The sequence below is a fragment of the Paenibacillus sp. FSL W8-0919 genome (assembly GCF_038003785.1).
GTDB lineage: Bacteria > Bacillota > Bacilli > Paenibacillales > Paenibacillaceae > Paenibacillus_AQ > Paenibacillus_AQ lactis.
In genome coordinates this window covers 2,035,008-2,054,968 of record NZ_JBBOPV010000001.1, presented here as the reverse complement: position 1 = coordinate 2,054,968, position 19,961 = coordinate 2,035,008, and the positions used below count along the sequence as shown (strand labels likewise).

Genomic DNA, 19,961 nt, shown 5'->3' with positions numbered 1-19,961 from the left:
GCAAAAAGCCCCGAGTCTGAACTTAACCCTGTCAAGTAGACAGCCTAAAAAAGCAGCCTTAAGCAACCCTAGTTCGGTACTCAACCGGACTAAGGTTGTTTAGTTTTTGTTGAAAACGTTCATGGTTGTAAAAATGGATATATCGTTCAATTGCCTTTACGAGCTCTTCCTCGGTCGAGAAAGTGTCGAGTCGAAGACATTCTGACTTCAGGTGTCCAAAGAAGCTCTCGATACAAGCGTTATCCCAGCAGTTTCCCTTACGCGACATACTCACTTTAATTTTCTTACGCTTCAAAAAAGCATGGTACTCCTTGTGAGTATACTGGAAGCCCTGGTCGCTGTGGAGCAGCAGGTTGGCTACTTTGCGTTTATGTACAGCTGCTTGTACGGTCTCCAGCACAAGCTTTAAATTGTTGTGGCGTCCGATCCGAAAGGCAACCACCTCGTTGTTATACAGGTCAAAAATAACCGACAGGTACAGAAAGCGAGAGCCGATTGGCAGATAGGTCACATCGGTGACCCATTTCGTATTGGGTGCCGTGGCGTTAAAATCCCGATTCAGTACATTGGTTGAGGTAATCCCTGCCTCCCGACGGCCAAAGTATGGCTTCCTTCGCCTAATGCGCGCACGAATCCCCAGTTCTTTCATCAGCCGGTACACACGCTTATGGTTGACGTTCAAGCCAAAGGTTTTCTTTAGCCAGACACGAATCCGTGGGTATCCGTAAATGCCCTTTAGCTGAGTATGGCACTCTAGAATCTTCTCTTTCAGAGCCTGCTCATCGATCTGTTTGGGCGTTGGATTATTCTTTCTGGCTGCCCATTTGTAGTAACTACTTCGAGCGATACCTGCCAGTTCACACAGCAAGGCCACGGGGTAGTTGCTAGTTAGCGCTTCGATGGCTTGGTAGGTTTGACGTCGCTTTGCTCTTGCCCCCTTTGCAGTTCCCATAGCTTTTTTAGCAAGGCATTCTCCGCTCGCAGCCGCAGGACTTCTTCCTCCAAGGTTTTGGCCTTCTTCGGTCTCCCGTTCTTCGAACCCGTCGAGGTGCCTCTTTTTTCCTTGAGACCCTCAATTCCTTCTCGCTCGTAGTGAGCCACCCATCTTCGAACCATCCTATCATCGATGCCCAAGGTCTTGGCTACCGTCTTGTAGCCAAGACCTTCCTCCAGGAACATCGCAACAGCCTTGCGCTTAAATTCGATGTCATATGTCTTTCTTATTTCGCCCATGGAAAAAATCCCCTCCAAAGTAGACTTTAATGCGCTTTTTACACACTGTCTACTTAAAGGGGATAATATCAGTCCTCTCGGGGCTTTCTTGTGCAGGCATTTAAACCGCTGTATATCCTCCATCAACCAAAAGGGTCGTTCCTGTTATAAACGATGCATCATCACTGGCCAGAAACAAGACGGCCTTCGCTACCTCTTCCGGCTGTCCCAAGCGCCCCATCGGATGAAGGCCGACCAGATGCTGCGTAATGGCTTCCGTCCGCCCCTGGATCAGCGGGGTGTCGATATATCCGGGACATACGGCGTTAATCCGGATGCCTTTCGAAGCATAATCAGCCCCCATGGATTGCGTCAACAGCTTCACCCCGCCTTTGGCTGAAGCATAAGCGGTTACCCCGGATTTGCCGACATGGCTGTGGATCGAGCCGCAATTTACGATCGCGCCGCCGGTGCCTTGGGACAGCATTTGCTTGATCACGTACTTATCGCACAGAAAGACGCCCGTTAAATTAATATCGATCGTCCGCTGCCAATTGTCGAGCTCCAGCACATCGGCCGGTGCATCCTTCGCAATCCCCGCGTTGGCGAATAAAACATCAATGCGCTCATAATGGCTCACCGTCTGCTCGACCATGCGGATCACTTCCGATTCCTTGGTCACATCGGTCTTCACGAACAGCGCCTCATATCCGTCTTGTCTTAATTGATCCGATAGGGTTTGTCCACGATCTGAAAAATCCGCTATAACCACCTTTGCCCCTTCTTGTGCGAACAGCCGGACCGTCGCTTCACCAATCCCGCTCGCGCCGCCGGTTACAATGACAACCTTCGACTGAAATCTCATGTTTGTCCCACTCCTTGATTTGATAATTTTCGACTCAAAACAGCATGATTATGTCACACATAATGGAATTAACCTAGCGTGAGCAAATTCCCCCATATCTATTCTATTTTCATCCGAAAATAGGCCTTCTTTGAGCAGAAGGGACTACCTAATTATTTCCATTAGAATATAAACATGGACAGACTGTATAATCATTCAGTACTACATCAACATGACATCATAAGGGAGGTCACAATGTCTATTGAATACGTTCGATAAAGGCACACGGTTCATTCAGGTAACCGGCACGCTGGAGCGGGATCGGTTCACATTCCACACCTGCGAATGGAAGCTGCTCGTTGAAACCAGCCGGTATTATGAAATCAAGCCGGACAGCGGATCTGTAAAGAGATTATACAAGGAAAAGCTGCATGTCATCCTGAATGACGGCAGCCATTACAAGCATGCAGCATTGTCCTGCTCCGCTTTTTGCCTGAAAGAGCGGGAAGCCGAGATCCGGGTTCAAATATTGCACCATTTGAAGCGCCGGATACAGGAGCTTAAGCAGGATTTGCAGCATAACCTGGATGCGCTGGAACAAGCATCGGGCCAAATCACATAGACAAAAAAACAAAGCCGCAGCCGTACGATGTCCATGACAGCGTAACCCGCTGGGCTTTTTTCATAACCATCTGTGTCAAGAAGGTGTCGCCACGATTTGAAAATCAGCAGACTAAGCCTTCTCCCATTTTTCCTTAAAGAACAATTGGTACACTCTCTTTACGATAATCTTCACGATCATATAGATCGGAACGACAAGCAGGATCCCGATAATGCCGCCGATGTCTTGTCCCACCAATATTAAAATGATGATCGTAACCGGATGAATGTCCAGCTGCTTGCCGAAAATATACGGCCCGATCAAATTGTCCTGAATCTGCTGGGCGGCCAAAATGACCAGGAGCGACCATATCGCGGTTCCTGGCGACTGGATGAACCCGATAATGACGATCGGAATCGAGGATAGAATTGCCCCGATAAACGGAATAAAGTTGGCAATGACGGCCACCACCGTCAGCAGCAGCGCATACGGCAGCCCGATGATTAGAAAGCCGATGTACATCAGCACGCCAAGGGCCAGATTGACCAGCACCCGGCCGACAATAAAGCCTTTCAGGGCGTTATTGATCTCATCCAGCACGGATGCCCCCTCGTCCTTGAAGCGGTTCGGAAGAAAGCTGACCAACATTTTGCCGAATTTGCCCCCTCCTTCAGCATGTAATACAGAAGAATCGGGAAGGTAAACAGCACGATCGCGAAATTCGACACAAAGGAGAACAGGTTTATGATGTAGTTGGTGAGGAATGAGAAGCCCCGGTTCAAGTAGTCGGTCAGCTGCGTCAACGGGGTAACGTCTCCGGGAAACAGATCCTGCAGAAAGCCGCTCTGCTCCAGCTCGTGCAGCTGATCTCCCAGGGCGGCGAACAGTGCCGGCGCATTCTGTACCAGCGCAACGACCTGATCCCTCAGCGAAGGCCATACCCACAGAATAAAGCCGGTCAGGATTCCCGCGAACACGACATACAGCAGCAGGATCGCCAGCGATCGGTTCAGCTTCCATCTTTCAAGCAAATCGACCAGCGGCCGCAGCAGGTAAAAGAAGAATCCCGCCAGCATCAACGGCACGAGCGTAATCGAGAAGAACGAGAGGACCGGCTTGAAAATAAAATCGACGAGCGATCCTAAATATATGATGGCCAGGATCAGAATGACGGCAAAGCACAGTTTGAAAAATTTGTTCATTCTTATCAAATAGGGTGCTCCTTATCTCCACAAAGTTTCATTCATCGTATCATGACAGACGGCAGGGATTCAAATGGCGAGCGCGCTGTTTCGCCGCTCCCTTACCTTATGAAACAGGCACTTGACTAAAAATCAAGCGATTAATCCATACTGCGGTTATATACTTCTCCTAACAGCTCACGTATAATATGAAGGATTGCAAGGGCGAGGCTGAAGTTTAGGAGGATTTTTTGCAATGCATGTGACATCCATTATTTTGGGTCTGGTCATCGTTCTGAATATCTTGTTCGCCATCGTGGTCGTTTTCAAGGAGAGACGCGATGCCGCTTCCACGTGGGCGTGGCTGCTGGTGCTGTTCTTCATCCCGATTCTCGGGTTTGCGCTGTACCTTTTATTTGCCCAAAACTTAAAAAGCGTGAGACTGTTCCATTGGGACGATCTTCAGAAGACCGGAATCGAGAAGGTGCTGCTCTCCCAGATGGATTCCATGTATCGGGGAGACTTTTCGTTCGCGAATCGGGCCGCACAGGACAACCGGGATCTGATCCATATGCAGCTCAACGAGAATCAAGCCATTTTTACGGACGATAACAATGTCGAGATTTTTACGGACGGCCGCGACAAATTCCAGCGCCTGTTTCAGGATATCGAGGAAGCGAAGGAATACATACATATTCAGTACTACATTATCCGGCGGGATCAGCTTGGCAAACGCCTGATCGCCCTGCTGACGAAAAAGGCCCGGGAAGGCGTCAAGGTTCGCGTCCTCTATGATCAGCTGGGCTCGCGAAAATTGACGAAAGGGTTCTTTAAGGCTTTTCGGGAAGCGGGCGGAGAGGCCGAGGCCTTCTTCCCTTCCAAGCTCCGCTTCATCAACCTGCGGCTCAATTACCGCAATCACCGAAAGCTGGTCATCATTGACGGCGATATCGGGTATGTCGGCGGTTTTAATGTCGGGGACGAGTATCTGGGGTTGAACTCAAGGTTTGGTTATTGGCGGGATACGCATCTGCGCATACAAGGAGAAGCCGTCTATGCGATGCAGGTCCGCTTCATTCTGGACTGGAATCAGGCATCGCATCACCATGACATCGTCTACGAGCCGAATCTGTTCCCCAAGATCAATTCACCGGGTAACGTCGGTATTCAGATCGTAACCAGCGGTCCGGATTCCGAGTATGAGCACATCAAGAACGGGTATATCAAGATGATCACTTCGGCCAAAAGATCGATCTATATCCAGACCCCTTATTTTATTCCTGATGCAAGCCTGTTTGACGCGCTTCGGATCGCTTCGTTGTCCGGGGTCAAGGTGCATCTGATGATTCCGGACAAGCCGGACCATCCCTTCGTCTATTGGGCGACATGGTCTTATATTGGAGAGATGCTGCAAACCGGGGCGAATGTGTATTTGTACAATAACGGGTTCATTCATGCCAAGACCATCATTATCGATGAGACCATCTCCTCGGTCGGCACGGCCAACATCGATGTCCGAAGCTTCCGGCGAATTTCGAGGTCAACGCCTTCCTTTATGATGAGCTGCTGTCCCGGCGTTTGACGGAGATTTTCCATCACGATCTGCGCGTATCCAGCCTGCTCACCTTGGAGGAATATGAGAAGCGGTCCAGATGGATCAAATTTAAGGAGTCGATCTCGCGCCTGCTGTCTCCGATTTTATAGACTGCCTAAGGGTTCATATCGGAGGAAGGTTAAGTTAGCAATCCATAAGAAATTCGGGAGTATGGATACCTATATACTTGAATCAAGGAAAGGCTCCAATCTTACTTTCGAAAGGATGTTGATTATGGCGAAGTTGACACCGTACATATTCTCCGAGGATGCTAAAGCGCAGGCTGAGTTTTACACGAGCGCACTGGGAGGCGAAATCCTGTCCGTGAAAACCTTCGGCGAGCTTCCCGGCTCCAACGAAGAAATGAAGGACAAGGTTTTGCATTTAAGCCTTGTTGCCGGAGGGGTTCCCATTTACATGTCCGATTCCATGTATCAATCGCTGGATCGAGGGAATGGAATGCATCTGACCCTGGCGTTTGACAGCGATGCCGAGGCGCATGAAGCATTTGACCGGCTGTCTGAGGGCGGGAAGGTTGTCGATCCGCTGAAGCCCCAATTCTGGGGAGCGCTGTTCGGCGTAATTGAAGATAAATTCGGCGTATTATGGCAAGTGACGACCGAGGCGTCGGCCTAAACGCCGGTCCATTCCATTGAATCGGTAATACCAAAGCGGCCGCCAGTTCCTCAGAGAACTGGCGGCTGTTTCATTTTATCCATAGGGGATACCCGCTGATGCATATGTGCATGCACTCGTTCGTGTGTCCGTATACACATGTGCACTACTTGGTCGTATCCAGCTGATGCATACATACACCTACATTCGTTCATGCCCAGCATGTAACGTGTACTACATTCGTTCGCGCCCCAATTATGCATACGTGCATGTCATCCATTCGTGGTCCGTTATGCATACGTGCATGCATCCATTCGTGGTCCGTCATGCATACGTTCGTGTTCCGCTCGCGTATCATTCATCCCCCCATACATACTAAGGCTTCAACACCATCAGCAAGATCAGAATGACAATCCCCCTTGAACAATGAGGATATGGGGCAATGCCTGCGACCATAACCGTCGGTAGGTTCGCTCCAGATCGGCTTGCGATACGGTGGATGACTCTACCAGCGTATACAAGGACCGAATTCGCGGCCTGACCGCAAATTTCATGTAAAGGCCGATGACGGGCACCAGCACAAGGGCCGCAACGTACCACAGCATCTGAAATAGAACCGGCTCCATCCATCCCATCAGCAGTCCCGTGACCAGCTGAAGGATCATACCCGTATCCGTCAAACGATCCAGCCTCCGGGCAGTCCCGTGCGCGTATCTCAGCGAACCGGCACCTCCTGCGGAAGCCTGCGGGAAAACAAGAAACCGCTGCAGATAAAATGCCGGGCCGATCATGGCGATGGCCGATATCACGTGAATGATCAAAATCATCGTATAAGCCATAATCACCCTCCCATCTCATTTTCAAAGATGATTTTATGACCTGAATGTTATCCCTGTCCGAAGGTCCTCGTCCCTAATCCAGTGCAAGACCGCCGACTCTGCAGCCTGGAAAGCTTCAGCCAAAATTTCACTCCGATCCAGGACCGCGTGCCCCTGCGCACGGATAATCCTGTAGTCCGTAATACCAAGAAACGCAAACATCGATTTCAAATATTGATGCGAATATTCAACCTCGCTGTACCAGTCGCCATTCGTATATATACCTGGATAACTACGACGCTCCGGCCATCGGTCAGGAGTCCTTCCGACCCGTTCTCCGTATAACGGAATGTTTCCTTCGGGATGATAATATTATCCATATAGTCCTTGAGCTTGGACGGAATATTGAAATTATGGAGCGGCATGGCAATCACATATTTGGACGCCCATTTGAACTGCCGCAGAATCTCGGACATCCGGAGCATCAAATTCTCCTCGACATCCGTTAGCCGCTCCCCGGTCTCACGCTTAGCCCAACCGTTCAGCATATCGGCCGTAATGGCCGGCACCTCCTCACGATACAGATCAATCTGCTGCAACTCATGATCGGGGTTTAGCTCTCTGTACTTGCTTATAAAGCGGTTAAGAACCTGCAGGCTAAGGGAATGATCGCTCGTAACGAGGGGATGGGCATTGATAATTAATACTCTTTCCATAGGAATCACACTCCTGTCATCATATATCTTCATATCAATCGGCGGTTTGCGAAGCATCTCAATCGTGCTTGATTCACCTCCTGAAACCAGAACTGAAGAAGGAAAAGAGCGATATCTAGAGGAGATTAATCATTGGTGATTTATATTTGTTGTTTGTACATACAACTATAATTGATTTCCAGTTAAAAGTAAAGCCAGTAATCTGGCCTCTTTAAAATTTTTCTATGTGTGTATCTCAAAAACGAAAGCGGCAGGTACGCCCGATTATGTCTGGCGTACCTGCCGCTTCCTATGCATGCTTTGCTGTCCCGTTAGAATACAGCAACCATCAAACCTTATGGATGGTTATTATTGAACGTTGCTTGGATCCATGTACAATACTTCCCACAAATGACCGTCCGGATCCTGGAAGCTCCAGCTGTACATAAAGCCATGATCCACCGGATCATTGGAAGGCGATCCTCCTGCAGCCAGCGCATTGTTGACGATTTCATCAACCTGCTCCTTGCTCTCGGCCGACAACGCCAAGATTACCTCGGTCGTATTGGCCGCGTTGGACAGATCTTTTTTGGTAAAGGTTTTGAAATAGTCCTCCACCAGCAGCATCGCAAAGATGTTGTCGCCGATCATCAAACACGCAGCGTTCTTGTCCGTAAATTGCGGATTGAATTCAAATCCGATTTTCGTAAAGAAGTCCTTCGTTCTGTCCAAATCCTTGACCGGCAAGTTAACAAAGATATTACCACATTTCAGCGCCATATTTGATCACCTCATCCATTTGATAGGTCTATCTTAACATGGGTTCTTTAGCGGGATTTCTCTTTAATTGCTATGTTCGCACTCAGGCGGTTCACCTCTTGGTCATAGCGATGTAGATTAGGGTGCCTCTCGAACCATTCGCTCTGTCTCGAGAAGCACCCTTAATCCTTTTGGGTGAGTCATCTAGTTCAGTAATCCAAGTGCGCGAAGCGTCCTCATTACGGTAACCACCGTCTGTGCCTTGGTCACATCGGATTTCGGATCAAATTTTGTTGTGGATACGCCGTTCATGATCTTGTGTTTGACGACCAATGCAACGGCCGACTTCGCATAGGAAGAAACTGCGGAACGATCCTTAAAGCCATCGAGCACGGAGGCATCTGCATCCTTGTTCATGCGGGCATAAGCCAGCACGTTGTCTAGGATAACGGCAAGCTCCTCGCGGGAAATCGGACTGCTCGGATCAAAGATATCCCCTGCTCTGCCCTTCACCAGTCCCGCTGCCTTAGCCGCAGCAATTTCTCCGGCATAGGCGGATTTTGGATCTACATCTGCAAAGTTCGCATAGCTTTCATCCGGCAGGAGACCGAGCGCGCGGACGATGATCGCCACAATTTCAGCCCGGGTGATGGATTTATTGGCAACGAAGTTACCGCCATTATCCCCGGATACGATCCACTTCGCGGCGGCTTGTGCTGCATCCTTCGCTGCCCAGGCCGGGATCGCATCCTTGAATTTCATATCCTGCTGTGCCAGCACGTAGATGCCATTGCCGGTTTTCTTAATTTCCACGTTCACCGTACCGTCTGCATTCACCTTAAACAGCGTCGGCACCGAACGCAGCTCGTTCAGCCCCGGAATATAAACGACGCCGGTTGCTCGCTTCGTGTTAATCGCTTTGGCATCTACCGTGATAAATTCACTTACGTATAATTTTCCGTAGTGCTTAAGTTCCGTAGCTGTTTGGTCGGCATGAAGCTGCTCCAGCTTGAACAGAAGCGGTGTACTTAGCACCTCTTTCCCTTTCAGAAGCGCTTCGGCTCCCTTGAGGTCTGCCTCGGAAGGGGCTGCAACCGATACCTTTACCGGGCCGGCAACCGTAATAAGCGCAGCCGGAATCCTGTACTCGGTTCCATTTACAAGAATCGACAGGCTGGCGTTTGGTCCTTTTTTCGCAACGGCTGCAATGACCTCTTGCGGTATTTCTGCCTCTGCCTGCTTCGCTTTGTCGCCGGCATCAATTCGGAAGTAGACGGAATCCGAAGCGTTAATGGCCTGAACAGCCGCAGCTGCCTGAATTGTAATGACGGCTTTATCTCCCGAAAAAACTACCTTCGCGTCCAACTGATCCTTGCCCTTAGGCGGCTGAGGTATAGGAGATGGGGCTGAGCTTGATCCGCCTGATCCGCCGGAGCTGTCCGATCCGCCCGAGCTGCTGCCGGACGTTGTGATATTGAGCTGCTTTGATGCGCTCGAGACACGATGAATCTCATCGCCTGTACGGTCTACGGCCAGCACATGAATCTTGTAACTGTTCAGCGGCTGAAGACCATGAATCGTGTAAGCGCCTTTGCCCTCAATCGACCCGGAAAGCGCGTGGTTCACATACACCTCATAGGTGGAAGCTCCTTCAACCGGATCCCATTCAAGCTGAACGGAATTGGATGTAACGCCAGACACCTTCAGATTGCTAGGTGCTCCGAGTGCAGCATCATTCGACTTGCCGTTAATCGGCAGTTCTTTAACAAGCTGATTTGTCAGCGTATAGTTCCGGTCACCGCTAATATCCCAGCTCATGACCCCGGCGATATCAAGCGTTTTGACGAGGGATGCGGTGTACATCATTGTAGTTTCGTCATTGTACGTGATGAATACTTTGTTCTGATCATTATAGAGATAAGGCACTTTCGCATACTCGTTCCAGTATCGCTTGTAACCGTTCTTGCCGATATAATCGTTCTCAAGATGGCTGAAGTCGAACAGGGCACTCTCCCATGTTCCGACGCTTGAGCCCCCCTTGCAAGCCTGGTACTGCCCATTCGGTCCGCATCCGTCCCAGCCCTTGCCATAGTAAGGAACGCCGACAATCAATTTATGCGGAGGCACGCCGCCGTTCAAATGCCCCATCAGCCCGCCGAGCACATGATTTCTTGCTGCCGACCTGGTTGGCAGGGCCTTATCATAGAACAGCGGTGCATTATGGTGTCCTAATGTATCGGTCTTTCCGCTATAGTCGTATGTCATGATATTAATAAAATCGAGATACTGCACGGAATTCTCAAAATCGGCGTTCACCGTGAAATTGTCGCCTTGACCCGACGCGATCGTCAGCAGATAGTACTTTCCGTCTTCACTGCCTGCTGCATCCAACGCCTCACGGACTGCTTTCATGAGCAGCGTGAAGTTTTCCTTATCCTCAGGTCCCCGGGAATTGGTCTCCAAACCGCCTTCCACAGGATATTCCCAATCGACATCCAGGCCGTCAAGGCCGTATTCCCGCAGGAAATGGACCGCCGAGTTCGCGAATGCCCTGCGCGTCTCCTCCGTCCGTGCGATGTTCGAGAAATTGCCGGACCATGTCCAGCCTCCGACCGACACCAACAGCTTCAAATGCGGATTCGCTGCTTTAATCGATTCAAATGCCTTGAAGTTCTGAAAATCAAAGGTCGGATCGCCGATGACGATTTCTCCGTCATACACGTACCGGTTCTGGGCGGGAATGTTAGGATCTTCGCAGGCTCGCGCCCCGCTTCCGAACTTCTTCCAGCAGATGTCGGCAAAAGCATAGTTGATGTGCGTCAGCTTGGACACGTCCAAATCGTCAGGCTGCAGGTTGCGGGCATTGGAATCGGTACTCGCGGACCACGACGTGTAATACGTAATATTGTTATAATTGCTGCCAGGAACGACAGTCACCGCATCGCTCTCAGGAGAGGTCCACAGGCTATTTGCTCCCGTCACCTTGAAGGAATAGGTCTTTCCTTCTTCGAGCCCAGCAACCGTATACCGGTTCTGCTCGCTGGTGCCGATCTTTACGCCATCCTGGTAAATATCATAGGTTGTGGCGCCTGGAACCGGAGCCCAGCCTAGCGATACCGTCGACCGCGTCGCCGTTACAACTTGCAGCCCCTCAGGCTGAGCCAGCTCGCCCCATGTGATCGTAACCGTATTGCTGTTCGCGGACGTCTCGAGCGCGCCGTTCACCGTTCGCTGCGCCCCAACCATAAATTTATATGTCTGCCCTGCTTCAAGAGGGGAGTAGGTCGATGAGGTTGCGGTATTCTCCCAGGTTCCCCCTGCCCATGCCCCATTGACGTAAATGTCGTAGGCGGTAGCCCCCGGACTTGAGCCCCAGTCCAGCGTTACGGAGTCCTCTGTTACGTCCGTAATTTTAAGACCGCTTGGCGGCGTTAACGGAGCTTCTTTATACTCGGTGACATCCCTCGTTGTCGTGAACTCCAGCACATTGCTCTTATGCTCCTGTTTCGTATCTTCATTCCATGTAATATAGATGCGGTAGGTGGTTTCCGGGGATAAGCCTGTCACGGCCCGGGTCCAATAGTTCCCCCAAGTCAGCCATTTGCCTGTATCGGCATCCCACACCTGAATATTGTTATCGTCCTCTTTAGGTCTGAAATCCCACTCAAAAATCGCCATATTATGGGAGACGCTGACCAATCTTAGATTTTGCGGGGCTTTCGGATCCTGGTTAGCTGCTATATCGTTCATGGAGGTCGGACTCTTGCCGTACGTGGAATTTGTTACCGTGATGGGCTCCGCTGACAAATCCGCAGCAGGAACCGTTGCCGGAGGGGGAAGATCGCCCTCTGCAGCATATACTGACACAGCAGGGGCAAGCGGAGTAAGAACTAGGAGCAGGACAAGCACCCCAGTGAGCCATTTCGAAAACCTTTTGATCATGAATGGCATGACCGTTTCACCTCAATTTCTCAAATTTCGATTTGCAAAAGGATACAGCATTTTTCATAAATGTCTGTTCTGTCCGTGATGTCATCGCATAACCGGCTTGCAGACGTCATAGCCCAAGCCGTTAATCATACATGAAACGTCTCTGCTTGGCGTTCATCTTGATGACTGGTCCAGCTTCGCATGGTGATCGAAATCCTGCGATAAATGAAAGCGGTTACCGTTTTTATCTCAAAAATATGTACGGCAGACTCATCTCCCTTCTCCATGTCCAAACCTTCAACCTTTTGGCCCCGAGCCCTGCTACAGCCTCCTTCCCCGGCTTTCAGCGGTTTATTGAATTTTAAATCTATTTGTATCATGGAACCTTCCCTAGAAATTGAGAAGGGATACATTTCCATAGATTAGGGATAAAATCTTGTAATTTTATATTCTGTTAATAAATTCAAATCTCAGGAGCGTCCAGCCTCAAGGAAGCAAGGCTCCTAATCAAACGCTTTATGTACAGACCGTTCTATTTTCGGTATTAATGTCCTGGTAACAGAAAAAAGCTGTCCTAAGCAGACAAGCTACTTATAGGACAGCTCCCTTCACCTATATAGACGATTCCTCTACTTCAGCGGGCTAAGATGCTCATGCTTCAGCTTCCAAACTCCTTCCCCGGTCCGCACGAAAACATTGGTCGCTCTTCCCCTGCCGGTAGTAAACTTGCCTTGAGCATATCCCTCGTAGCGGTAGGTATAGATACAGACCGCCATCCCGGAATTCTCGGCAATCCACTGCACGTCCTCGGCATAATAAACCTCGTCCCGAACGACGTCCCAGGCATGTTCGAAGTAAGCGCGGATCTCGTCCTTCGTAACGCAGCTGCGGTCCGAGAACCAGTAAACCGCATTCTCATCCAGCAGTTTAACCACTTGATCGAAATCATGGGTGTTCGTTGCCGATATGTATGCTTCCAGCGCTTGTTGGTATCCCATAAGTGTCTTCCCCCTCCTCCTCTCTCCTCGCCAAATCTCTTCCAAAACCTTTTGCTTTCGCCTTCGGCCCAATTCGTTCCATTCGATGATAACGGCGGATGTTCTTCTTCTCCTGCCCATCTCCAATAAATATAAAGCTAGCTCTCATCATGGAACAACCTATTTTCTCTGAAAAATTCTTACGCCTCCTAATGAAATCCCAGGTCTGCATCTCTACGGATCGTGCTAAGATATGAAGCAATACGAGCTCATTATCAAGAGAAAGAATGTCAACATGATCGTCATGAGACTTGTTCACAGCTTGCCGTCCCCCATACTCCGGCACAGACCTAACGGGACGAAGTGAATCCCTCCGAATACAGGTGATTGCGTATGATGAGTATTGCCGATTTCGCGGAGCGCACAGGCATCGTCCCCAGTGCTCTTCGCTTTTATGAATCCAAAGGAATATTAGTGCCTGCAGAGCGCCAGGCCAACGGCTACCGGACTTATGGCGACCATCAAATCCACGAAGCGAAGCTGGTAAACAGCCTCCGTCAAGCGGGAATCAGCCTTAACGACATCCGAGGTTTCCTTGAATCGGATGAGGAGACACGCTCCCGGCTGCTGGAGCGCTGGCGACGGGAGGCGGAAGCCCGAATTCTCTCCGTACAGATTGCAAGCCAATATCTGAACGGAATGGAACCGGGGCCAGGCAGTCTTCATCTTGTTAGATGGGACGAACCCCTGACCCTGCTATGGCAGCCTTATGAAGTCCATAAGCCTGTTCATTCCTATTCGCTGGCTTGCGAGCATGCCCTTCAGCAACTGCGTCAAGCAGGCATCCGCCCCCAAGGAACCGGCCTGATCCGGGTCCTGGATTCCCGGGAGTCCAGCGTTCTGATCGAAGTCGGCTACCAACTGGGCCGGGATCCTAATGCAAAATGCCGTTCACAATCGCTTCCACCCGAAGCATACTTGGAAACCTTGCCTCCTACCTTGTTCGTCTCCGTCGACAGCTCTTGGGAAGATATCTTTATCTGCATGCGGACGATCCGATTTTTGGAGAAGTTCGGCTTTAAGCCTTCCGGCAAACGGATCGAGCGGCATTTTGAGGACTCGGACTCCTTCGAAATATTAATTCCCGTCATGCAGTCAACCATGGGTTGACCTTCAAGTAACTTGAAGGTTTATACTGGGTTTGTTCGTTCCCAAAACTTTCTTGCTAAGGAGGAGTTTCGTAAATGCCTGCGCTAAAGCTCGATGATTTTGATGGAGGATTTATTATTGCCCCTTGGGACCGGTTCAAGGAGCTCATCACATGGTACAGCACGCACTTGGATTTGAAAGTGACATACGAGGAAGATTTTCCGGTCGAAAAAATGGCCACCCTGACATTCCCTGCACTCGGCTGTATTCATATCAAGTCCGTAGAGCATGGGCATCCCCATTTTGCGGTGGATTGGGGCCGGAACGGAAATGTCCGTTTTTGCTTTACGGCAACCGACCTGGATGCGGTACATACATACTTTCGCAATCAGAACATCCAAGTGACTGAAATTACGGAAGGAGCCTTCGACCGCACCTTTGACTTCTACGACCCGGTCGGCAACCGATTAACAGCGATCGAGCCCGAACCCGGGACCGAGGAATGGGTTGCCAAGGCCCCTACGGCACGCTTTCCATTTCAGGCTATCCCCCGCTTTGGCGTCGATAATCTGGAGGATGCGATCCAGTGGTATGAGACGAATCTGGGCGGCAAGGTCGAACGGATTAGCGAGGACGGCACTTCCGCGATCGTGATCATGACGAACGAAGGCGCGCCGGTCTACCTTGAGACTGCCCGTCCCGATCACACCAAGGACAGGCTGACGGTCGCTGCACGGCCGTACTGGGTGATCCGAAAAAAGGCCGATTTCTTCGAAACCCATAATCGCTTGAAAGAACAGGGCTGGCATGTTACGGATTTCGCCGGGAATCCCAAGACGCTGGTACTGTTCCACACCTACGATCTGTACGGTAACCAAATTAACATATGGTGTTATGAGGACTGTTAATTGCAAGCAATTTGATAAGCCAAAAGGCACTCCCTGAAGCAGGGAATGCCTTTTTTACTGAAGCCGCTTATTATTTACGTGCTCGTTTCCTGCCTTGATTTCACTAAACAAATTAACCTCCGGATCAGGAGTCTTTGGCTCAACAGCCGGATGTCCTGTACCTGCTCCGGTAAAGTATTGAGATAGCAAATCCTCCAACTGTGATAAGGTTACCGGCTTTGCGGAATCCTGCAGTTCATAACCAAGCAGTCCGTTGGGCTCGATCGTAGCCGTTTTCACATCACTTCGTTTGGATATCCCCTGCTGCCGCAATTTCATCTCAAGCGCATCCACGGTTAACCTTAGCTTTTTCATATTCTGCAATTGAAGCTGCCCATTCTCTATAACGATAACGGCTGGTCCCTTTATCCACCTCTCAAAACGGCTCCAACGCACTTGCATAAATTCGACCAGGATGAGAACCAGAATAAAGACCAGAGCCGCTGCAAAGGTCAGAACTAAGTTTTCTTCGGCGATCGGTTGAACGATGATCGTTCCGATGGAAATCATCGTAATGGTTGTGGGTACGGTCATTTGGGAGATTGATTTTCGACCGGATATGCGGAGCACCAGCATTCCAAAAATAATTAAAATAAGGGATTTCCAGATCTCATTCCATAGCTCATTCATAGACTTGTCTCCTCAATCGTTCAATGATTCCCTTATGTTTTGGTCAACGAGTAACCATCTTATGCATGCCCTTACTCATTTTGATGGATAATATTTAACTAGTCCCTCTCTTCCCCATTATTTTGGTTTGCGAATCGCGTAATTTCGGATACAATCAATGACTGAAAAAATTATCCTGAGGCGAGGGGTGCTCTATGCATCATTTCAATGAGATCTTCGTTCAATTGTTAATTTTGCTTGCGATATCGATGGGGGTTATCGCATTGGCCAAAAAAGTAAACCAGCCTTATTCGATTGCGCTCGTTGTGGTAGGTTTGCTGCTCGGATTGCTGCATATTCCCGTTTTGGACGAAGCCGAAACTTTTATTACGCAATCCAATGTATTCCAGGCGATCATCATCTCCTTGTTTCTGCCTATCCTGCTTGGCGACGCCACATTAAAGCTTCCTTTCTCCCACTTACGGCAGCAGAGCAAGCCGGTGGTTGCTCTGGCGATCGGCGGAACCTTTCTATCTTTCCTTATTATCGCACTGGCGATGTATGGAATCATGGGACTGCCTTTACCTGTAGCTTTTACCTTTGCAGCGCTTATGAGCGCAACGGACCCGATTAGCGTAATCTCCATCTTCAAATCCCTTGGTGTTTCCAAGAAAATGGTGACCATCATCGAAGGGGAGTCGCTTTTCAATGACGGCATCGCCGTCGTGTTATTCCAAATTTCATCCGTATACTTGCTCTCCTATATAGAGATGGGCTGGGCAGGCATAGGCAGCGGGATCTGGCTCTTTCTTCAGTTTAGCTTGGGAGGGATTGCGATTGGAGCCATCCTCGGCTTTCTGTTCTCACAGCTCATTCGTTTTTATGACGATTATCCGCTGGAGATTGCCTTTTCGATGTTGTTGTTTTTCGGAAGCTACTTTATTGCCGAGCACTTTCATGTCTCGGGAGTTATCGCCGTCGTCGTAAGCGGCTTGATCTTCGGCAGCTACGGCAGCCGGATCGGGATGTCCGAAACCACGAAGATGAATATCAATTCGTTCTGGGATGTCATTACCCTGGTTGCCAATTCATTGATATTCCTTATGATCGGCCTAGAAATCAAGCATATCGATTTCACGGATAAATGGGCGCTGATTATCGCCTCCATCATTATCGTGCTGATTGGAAGAACGGTCGCTGTTTATACCAGCTTGAGCTTCCTGCGGAAATTTCCGTCATCCTGGAAAGCTCTGCTGAATTGGGGCGGCTTAAAAGGGAGCTTATCGATTGCACTTGCGCTAAGCCTGCCCGCCTCCTTCGAAGGGCGCGACGATATCCTCGTCCTTACATTCAGCGTCGTCCTGTTCTCGCTTCTTGCACAGGGGCTGACGATAAAACCGTTGGTTACCAAGCTTAAGCTGTCGAATCCCGTCAAGGAGACCGAATAACTAACTAGAGCAAGATCGAATATTTATTGAAAGTCCGAAACCTCGCGAGGGAACTCGCGTAGAATACCTAAGTATAGATTAAGCTGCATCGTTTCAATAACGTCACATGACACTTCGGGATCAAGGTTTACATTTAGATCTACCTAGCTTAGTATATACTACGATAATCTTATATTATTGATCGCTTAATCCCCACCACTTGGGGAGCGGGGGAACCAGCGAAGCCGCTAACGGCTTCAGGGGTGAATTCTTTCCAAGCCGGAAAGAACGGGGACTCTCAGACCCGAATCCGACAGCTAACCTCGTCAGCGTCTCGAGAGATAACGCCCGTGCAACTTTGACTTGTTTATTCGGAACACAGTCCAAAGCCTGGAAGCAGATTGTCTCTGCTACCGGGCTTTTTTTCCTTGGGTTCAGAAGACTCAAGCCGCTTGATCAGAAAGGAGCAGATGCATTCATGATACATCATGAAAAAATTATGGTGTGTGTTTATTATGGGCCGAACGGCGAACGGCTGATTCGGAGAGGAGGCGAGCTCGCCAAACTACTGCAATGTCCCCTCTATGTGATGAGCGTCATTCCCTCGGCTGTGGATGAACTCGATCTCGAGCAGGAAAAATTCATGGCCCTTTGGCAAACCATCTGCGATGAATATGGAGCTTCGTTCATCACCAAGCCTAATGATAATCGTCATAAAGCTTCGGACATCATCGCCGAGACCGCCAAGCATTATCAGATAACGCAGCTGGTCATCGGACAATCCGGCCAAACACGGTGGCAGGAAATCACACAGGGTTCATTCGTCAATGAGCTGCTTAATCGAATCGGCGAGACGGATCTGCACATCGTGGCTGTGCAGCGAATGGATCAACACATCGTGGAGACTCACGAGCGTGGAATTCCGGTTACGGTTGTCAGCAAAGATGGACTATATCTGATCCGTAAAGGTGAAGACGAAGGGGACGTTGTCGCGGAGGGGCTGTTCTTCAAGGAACTGAATACGGATTTCGAAACCGGTTTGTTGCGTATAAAAACCGATCGGGAATTCAAGTATTTAAAGGTAAGTCAGGGGAAAGTCGCAGACACTTCGTTTTTCCTAAGTCAAGCATCAACACCCCTTGACCATGAGAAGGATTATGGATAGTAACGCAACAACCCAACGATCCGCTCCCAGCAAAATCGAAATGTTCATCAACAAACAAAAAAGCAATATGAGCCCCCCTCAGCTCATCCTGATCGTATTTACCATCTTAATCTTGATCGGTACCTTGCTGCTCGCGCTTCCACTGTCCTCCGCCAGCGGTACATCCGTAGGACTGCTGGATGCATTATTTACTGCCACTTCCGCAATCTGCGTGAATGGCCTAGTTGTCGTGGATACCGGGAGCGTCTACTCAACCTTTGGCCAAGTCATCATTATGATATTGATTCAAACCGGCCGGTTGGGCTTTATGACCTTTGGTGTCATGGTTGCCATCGTGTTAGGGAAAAGAATCGGGTTAAAGCAGCGTCTCATGATTCAACAAACGACCCACTCCACATCGGCACAGGGACTGGTCAAACTATCCCTGTATATGGTGCTGATCTCATTTGCCTTTGAAACGCTCGGAACGATTCTCCTCGCCATTCGATGGCATGAGATCGGCTGGGGACAAGCACTCTATTATGGACTTTTTCATTCCGTCTCTGCCTTCAACAACGCCGGTTTTGCCCTTTGGTCGGACAGTCTCTCTTCCTTTGTCGGCGATCCTGTCGTCAACATAACGATTGTCTTGCTCTTTGTTATTGGCGGACTCGGGTATATTGTCGTTGTCGATCTGTTCCGCAAGCGCTCTTGGAGGAAGCTGTCCCTTCACTCCAAGATTGTCATTCTTGGAACGGGCATCCTATGCGTGTTCGGCTTTGCAGCGATTCTCGTACTGGAAAGCTGGAATCCGGCTACCTTCGGGCATTTGAACGGAGGCGAGCGGGTGCTCGCAGCATTCTTCCAGGGCATGACCCCAAGAAGCTCCGGGTTTAACACGATTGACATCAGCAGCATGCTGGCGGCTTCCCAGTTCATTATCATCATTCTGATGTTTATCGGAGCAGCCTCAGGCGGAACAGGGGGAGGCATCAAGATCAATACGCTTGTGGTACTCATACTGGCAACCATCCAAACCTTCCGTGGCGGCGGCCAAGTCCATGCCTTCCAGCGCAAAATTGCGATTGAAACGGTCTTGCGCGCACTAGCTGTCGTTATGAGTTCATTGGTAGCCGTACTTGTCGTTGCCCTCCTGCTCACGGTATCCGAGGGAATGCTGGAGGAGCATTTTCTAGAGGTTCTCTTTGAAGCGACTTCGGCCTTCAGCACAACCGGGTTGTCTATGGGACTCACGAGTGAGCTGTCTCCTGCCGGCAAATTCATTGTGATTGTCACGATGTTTGCCGGGCGGCTGGGTCCATTAACGCTCGCTTATGCGCTGGCTCAGAAAAAACGCTCCTCCAAAATCGGGTATGCGGAAGATCATGTGCTGATCGGTTAGATAACCTACAAGAATTAATAATAACCTTCCGCCTCTCTGTATCAAGGGTTAAACACA

Annotated in this window: 16 protein-coding genes, 3 pseudogenes and 1 riboswitch; of the genes and pseudogenes, 8 read left to right on the top strand and 11 right to left on the bottom strand. The window is 49.7% G+C overall.

The window, feature by feature from the left end; translation table 11 throughout:
• Positions 1–58: 58 nt before the first annotated feature.
• The 3 genes from NST44_RS08925 to NST44_RS08915 form a co-directional block, all read right to left on the bottom strand.
• Entirely contained in the window at positions 59–952 is an 894-nt protein-coding gene (locus NST44_RS08925) for an IS3 family transposase (RefSeq protein ID WP_138919311.1), read from the bottom strand.
• Positions 889–1,233, bottom strand: a complete 345-nt coding sequence (locus NST44_RS08920) for a transposase (protein WP_007128026.1) — start codon at positions 1,231–1,233, stop codon at positions 889–891. Before NST44_RS08920 ends, NST44_RS08925 begins: the two co-directional genes overlap by 64 nt.
• 100 nt (positions 1,234–1,333) lie before the next feature.
• Entirely contained in the window at positions 1,334–2,077 is a 744-nt protein-coding gene (locus tag NST44_RS08915) for an SDR family NAD(P)-dependent oxidoreductase (protein ID WP_340898943.1), read from the bottom strand.
• A 241-nt stretch (positions 2,078–2,318) separates the two neighbouring features.
• Here NST44_RS08915 and NST44_RS08910 point away from each other — a divergent pair, with 241 nt between their 5' ends.
• Positions 2,319–2,678: a hypothetical protein gene (locus tag NST44_RS08910; protein ID WP_340898942.1), complete on the top strand. Its 360-nt coding sequence runs from the start codon at positions 2,319–2,321 to the stop codon at positions 2,676–2,678.
• Positions 2,679–2,789: 111 nt separating this feature from the next.
• Here NST44_RS08910 and NST44_RS08905 read toward each other — a convergent pair.
• Positions 2,790–3,868 (bottom strand): annotated as a pseudogene (locus tag NST44_RS08905) (AI-2E family transporter).
• A 226-nt stretch (positions 3,869–4,094) separates the two neighbouring features.
• Here NST44_RS08905 and cls point away from each other — a divergent pair.
• Both cls and NST44_RS08895 read left to right on the top strand, forming a co-directional pair.
• Positions 4,095–5,542 (top strand): annotated as a pseudogene (cls, locus tag NST44_RS08900) (cardiolipin synthase).
• 124 nt (positions 5,543–5,666) lie between these two features.
• Positions 5,667–6,068 (top strand): VOC family protein, encoded by a 402-nt coding sequence (locus tag NST44_RS08895; RefSeq protein ID WP_028405075.1) that lies wholly within the window; start codon positions 5,667–5,669, stop codon positions 6,066–6,068.
• Positions 6,069–6,448: 380 nt separating this feature from the next.
• On the opposite strand, the gene NST44_RS08890 is transcribed toward NST44_RS08895, so the two are convergent.
• From NST44_RS08890 to NST44_RS08865, 6 genes and pseudogenes are all read right to left on the bottom strand, one after another.
• Entirely contained in the window at positions 6,449–6,886 is a 438-nt protein-coding gene (locus NST44_RS08890) for a DUF2269 family protein (protein WP_340898939.1), read from the bottom strand.
• 33 nt (positions 6,887–6,919) lie between these two features.
• Positions 6,920–7,581, bottom strand: a pseudogene (locus NST44_RS08885) (FMN-dependent NADH-azoreductase).
• A 348-nt stretch (positions 7,582–7,929) separates the two neighbouring features.
• Complete coding sequence (locus NST44_RS08880; RefSeq protein ID WP_028405077.1) at positions 7,930–8,340, bottom strand: VOC family protein; 411 nt, start codon at positions 8,338–8,340, stop codon at positions 7,930–7,932.
• Positions 8,341–8,523: 183 nt separating this feature from the next.
• Positions 8,524–12,270, bottom strand: a complete 3,747-nt coding sequence (locus NST44_RS08875; RefSeq protein ID WP_340898934.1) for a glycosyl hydrolase family 18 protein — start codon at positions 12,268–12,270, stop codon at positions 8,524–8,526.
• Positions 12,271–12,878: 608 nt separating this feature from the next.
• Positions 12,879–13,247 (bottom strand): YybH family protein, encoded by a 369-nt coding sequence (locus NST44_RS08870; protein WP_340898932.1) that lies wholly within the window; start codon positions 13,245–13,247, stop codon positions 12,879–12,881.
• A complete protein-coding gene (locus NST44_RS08865; RefSeq protein ID WP_340898930.1) occupies positions 13,195–13,545 on the bottom strand; it encodes a hypothetical protein in 351 nt (116 codons plus the stop codon). Before NST44_RS08865 ends, NST44_RS08870 begins: the two co-directional genes overlap by 53 nt.
• Positions 13,546–13,619: 74 nt before the next feature.
• Here NST44_RS08865 and NST44_RS08860 point away from each other — a divergent pair, with 74 nt between their 5' ends.
• Complete coding sequence (locus tag NST44_RS08860; protein ID WP_340898928.1) at positions 13,620–14,396, top strand: helix-turn-helix domain-containing protein; 777 nt, start codon at positions 13,620–13,622, stop codon at positions 14,394–14,396.
• Between the two features lie 74 nt (positions 14,397–14,470).
• Positions 14,471–15,283 carry a VOC family protein gene (locus tag NST44_RS08855; protein ID WP_340898926.1) on the top strand — a complete coding sequence of 271 codons (813 nt, stop codon included), beginning with the start codon at positions 14,471–14,473 and terminating at the stop codon, positions 15,281–15,283.
• Between the two features lie 54 nt (positions 15,284–15,337).
• Here NST44_RS08855 and NST44_RS08850 read toward each other — a convergent pair whose 3' ends face one another.
• Positions 15,338–15,952: a DUF421 domain-containing protein gene (locus NST44_RS08850; RefSeq protein ID WP_340898923.1), complete on the bottom strand. Its 615-nt coding sequence runs from the start codon at positions 15,950–15,952 to the stop codon at positions 15,338–15,340.
• A 194-nt stretch (positions 15,953–16,146) separates the two neighbouring features.
• On the opposite strand from NST44_RS08850, the gene NST44_RS08845 reads away from it, so the two are divergent.
• The 3 genes from NST44_RS08845 to NST44_RS08835 all read left to right on the top strand — a co-directional run bounded on the left by NST44_RS08845 (position 16,147) and on the right by NST44_RS08835 (position 19,904).
• Positions 16,147–17,379, top strand: coding sequence for a cation:proton antiporter (locus tag NST44_RS08845; RefSeq protein ID WP_340898921.1), 1,233 nt, complete (start codon positions 16,147–16,149; stop codon positions 17,377–17,379).
• A gap of 172 nt (positions 17,380–17,551) precedes the next feature.
• A riboswitch (cyclic di-AMP (ydaO/yuaA leader) is annotated at positions 17,552–17,704 on the top strand.
• Between the two features lie 132 nt (positions 17,705–17,836).
• On the top strand, positions 17,837–18,523 hold the full coding sequence (locus NST44_RS08840; RefSeq protein WP_340898918.1) for a histidine kinase: 687 nt from the start codon (positions 17,837–17,839) through the stop codon (positions 18,521–18,523).
• On the top strand, positions 18,516–19,904 hold the full coding sequence (locus NST44_RS08835) for a TrkH family potassium uptake protein (RefSeq protein ID WP_340898915.1): 1,389 nt from the start codon (positions 18,516–18,518) through the stop codon (positions 19,902–19,904). Before NST44_RS08840 ends, NST44_RS08835 begins: the two co-directional genes overlap by 8 nt.
• The last annotated feature ends 57 nt before the right edge of the window (positions 19,905–19,961 follow it).